The following is a 3,466-nucleotide window of genomic DNA, read 5'->3' as shown; positions in this document are numbered from 1 at the left end:
TCGACATATCTGCCATCTCTTAAGTACTCATCAACATCTATATCCTTCCTCATAGCATCCATGAACTGGGCAGAGAAGGCTGAGCCAAGAGCATAAGTCGGGAAGTAGCCAAAAGAAGCATCAGACCAGTGCACATCCTGAAGAATACCATCTCTTGCAGACTCAGGTCTTATACCAAGATACTCTTCATATTTATCAGCCCAGGTCTTATCAAGACCTTCAGTGGATATTGTCCCGTCAAAAAGGCCCTTTTCAATTTCATATCTTATAAGTATATGCATAGGATATGTAAGCTCATCTGCCTCAGTTCTTACAAGTGAAGGTGTGCTTACATTAACTGCTTTGATAAAATCATCAAGACTTACATCTCCAATAAGCTTGGGGAAACATTCCTTAAGCTTGTCATAATTGGCTTCCCAGAAGGCTTTGGTCCTTCCAAGATAATTCTCACAAAGTCTTGACTGAGATTCATGCATACCACTTGAAACTCCGTTAGAGAGTATCATTCCATCATATTTAGGATCTATATTGTGCTCATACCAGGCATGACCACACTCATGAATAGTTGAAAAGACTGCTGATATCATGTTGTCTTCAAGGTATTTGGTAGTAGTACGACAGTCATTCTCGCATACCCAGTCAGTAAAAGGATGTTCACTCTCATTCTGATAGCCCCAGCTCTTGTCATAGCCAAGATAGTCAAGAAGATATTCCATGAACTTCTTTTGGGATTCTATATCACATTTTTGATAAAGGAAAGAATCATCTATTTTTTTTGCATTTTTAACTTTTTGAATAAGAGGAACAAGACGCTCTTTAAGTGCGTCAAAAAACGCATCATACTTATCCCTGTTCATTCCTGGTTCAAAATCATCCAGCATCTGATCATATACTGGCATATCCTTGCCGCGATATTCATAGAGCTTTTTGCTTCCTTCTATAACCTTCTTAAGATATGGCTCAAATATAGAATAGTCATCTGCCTCTTTAGCTCTTCTCCAGTTGTTGAAGGACTCATTAGTAAGCTTCTGCCACTTTACATACTCATCTTTGGGAATGCAGACAGTCTTAAGCATATCATCATAATAAAGCTGGGCTGCCTTCTTGATATCAGGATCTATAGTGTCATCTTCTTTAAGAGTCTTCATAATCTCCATCATCTGAGGATCTGTAGATATGGAAAAAAGCTCTCCGCTTAAAAAAGCTGCCCTTTCATCCCTGTACTCTTCGCCCTGAACAGGTGCTATTGTCTGCTTATCAAAGCCTATAAGAGAAAGAGCCATATTGTAAGCTGAGCACTTAAAGACCCACTCTTTGTATTTTTCTATCATTTCGTTTGTTGTCATATATTACCTCACTCTCTAATTAAGATATTCAGGCTGTTTTTATCACCTTTTCAGGTGATGGGTAGTTCTCAGTACTCTAATATCTCTTTTAACATATTTATAAATATCCTTACTAATTGTCTAATATATGCGCCTTATTATCAATAGGAAAATACTAAACAGAGTCTGAGCCGCATTCCTCATATTTTGCGCAAACGCAGTCCCAGAACTGTCTTGCAGCCATGGAAAGATCCTTGGTATTACTTCTTACAAGAACATAACTGGCATATACAGATGGCTTAGTTATCCTTTTTACTACAACATCCGTACTTACATACTTTGCTGCAGAAGCTGGATAAATAGCTATTCCAAGGCCTTTAGCCGTAAGCTCATACGCATTTAGCATATGTGCTATTCTGCATACGATCTTTGGTTCAAGGCCAAGAGGTGCAAACCAGTTCTCTATTTCTTTTCTTCTGGATCTTCTTGAGGGAATAATAAGATCATAGGGAGCAAGCTTTTCAAGCTCTATAAAGTCTTCTTTGGTCTTTGAAAGCGGATGATCTTTAGGTATTATCGCAACCCAGGGCTCTTTATAAATAAGTCTTCCATCAAGGCCCTCTTCATCATAAGGAAGAGTTATGATACCTATCTCGTTAAGTCCGGAATGAACTCTCTTTATAACATCATCAGAATTGCCATTCCATACTTCATACTCTACTAGCGGATTATCCTTCTTAAAATCAGATATCCAGGTAGCTAATAGTTCAGGCGCACGTCCTTCTACTGTAGCAAGATATAATCTTCCCGTAAGGCCATCCTTCATATTAATGATATCCTCTACTGACTGGTCGGATAGCTGCTTGATCCTACGGGCATATTGCAAAAAGCGCTCTCCAGATTCCGTAAGTGTAAGCCCTCTTGCTTTTCTAACAAAGAGCTTTGTATTTAGCTCCTCTTCAAGGTCTCTTATCTGACGACTCAAGGGAGGCTGAGCTATACAAAGCATTTCAGCTGCCTTTGTAAAGCTCCCCTCTTCTACGACAGCAAGAAAATATCTAATATGCCTAAGTTCCATATAACCCTCCCTGACATAGGTCCATATACATCTCTTATGTATACCCAAAAGGTATATCTATACTACCATTATATGTATTATACAATAGCTAAACAAGCTGATATTATTAAATTGTAAAGAGAAACAGTAATGAAATCACCAAAATAAAAGCCTTTAAATAAGCGCCTTATTTTTGGTAAGAGCTTGTAAACATATAATGAGTACCAATAAAAAGGAGGTATTTATCATGAAAAAATTTTGGGAAAAGCTTGAAGAAATACTTGAAGAAATCTACAGAATCGACAAAAATGCCATCTAAATAGAAGCCGGCAGTGCGTAATCGCACTGCCGGCTCCTTTTGTGAGAGAATTACTATTTCGAAATCTGAACAGTTATATTACTGTTCTTCTTCCTTTTTCCTGTTAGTCATCATGATAGTTGCTATAGCGCCTGCGCATATCATAATGATGAGTATTCTTCCAGGAATCTTACTTTCATCACCTGTCTGTCTTGTTCTGCTTTCACCAAGAACTTCCGGTGTTTCCGGCTCTACAGGTGTTACAGGAGCTATAACTTCTTCTCTTGTTGCTCCAAGTACTGCAGGTGTCGGTGCTGGTGTTATTACTGTTGTAGTATAAGTAGTAGTTGTTGTAGTTGTTGAAGGAGTTGGAGTAGGTGTAGGTGGTGTTGGTGTAGGTGCCGATGTTACTGTAAGCGTACCATATGCCAACCTGATAATATAATTATCTGTTGTAATAACCTGATCAAAATCTCCATCATTCTTTGCTCGACGCATTGTATGACCAATACTTGATTCGAGCTGAACTTCTTCTTCGTCTTCAGTTGGTTCTTCTATGATAACTTCATCTCCATTTATAAGAATTGTAAATGTGTTATCAGATGATCCAACTTCTGTCTGTGTTCCTGTTACGTTCCAGGTAAGTTCTCCATCTCTCTCATAATAAGTACCTTCCTGCGTAACCTCTGGATTAGTTAATGCCGTACCATCATAAGTCTTTGAAGATGTACCCGAAGTTAATGTTACATATGCAGGTGTAATTGTAAGAGCTGCATCTTCAGGAAG

3 protein-coding genes are annotated in these 3,466 nt (G+C 38.5%); all 3 read right to left on the bottom strand.

The window, feature by feature from the left end:
- Positions 1–1,346, bottom strand: a 1,346-nt coding sequence (locus K6G87_RS08925; RefSeq protein WP_296836062.1) for a carboxypeptidase M32, incomplete at its 3' end; no start/stop codon positions are given.
- A 154-nt stretch (positions 1,347–1,500) separates the two neighbouring features.
- Positions 1,501–2,403 (bottom strand): LysR family transcriptional regulator, encoded by a 903-nt coding sequence (locus K6G87_RS08920; RefSeq protein ID WP_296836059.1) that lies wholly within the window; start codon positions 2,401–2,403, stop codon positions 1,501–1,503.
- 376 nt (positions 2,404–2,779) lie between these two features.
- Positions 2,780–3,466, bottom strand: a 687-nt coding sequence (locus K6G87_RS08915) for a hypothetical protein (protein WP_296836057.1), incomplete at its 5' end; no start/stop codon positions are given.

This window comes from Butyrivibrio sp., assembly GCF_024699075.1.
The sequence above is the reverse complement of the archived record's forward strand: the minus strand, read 5'-3'. Positions and strand labels throughout refer to the sequence as shown.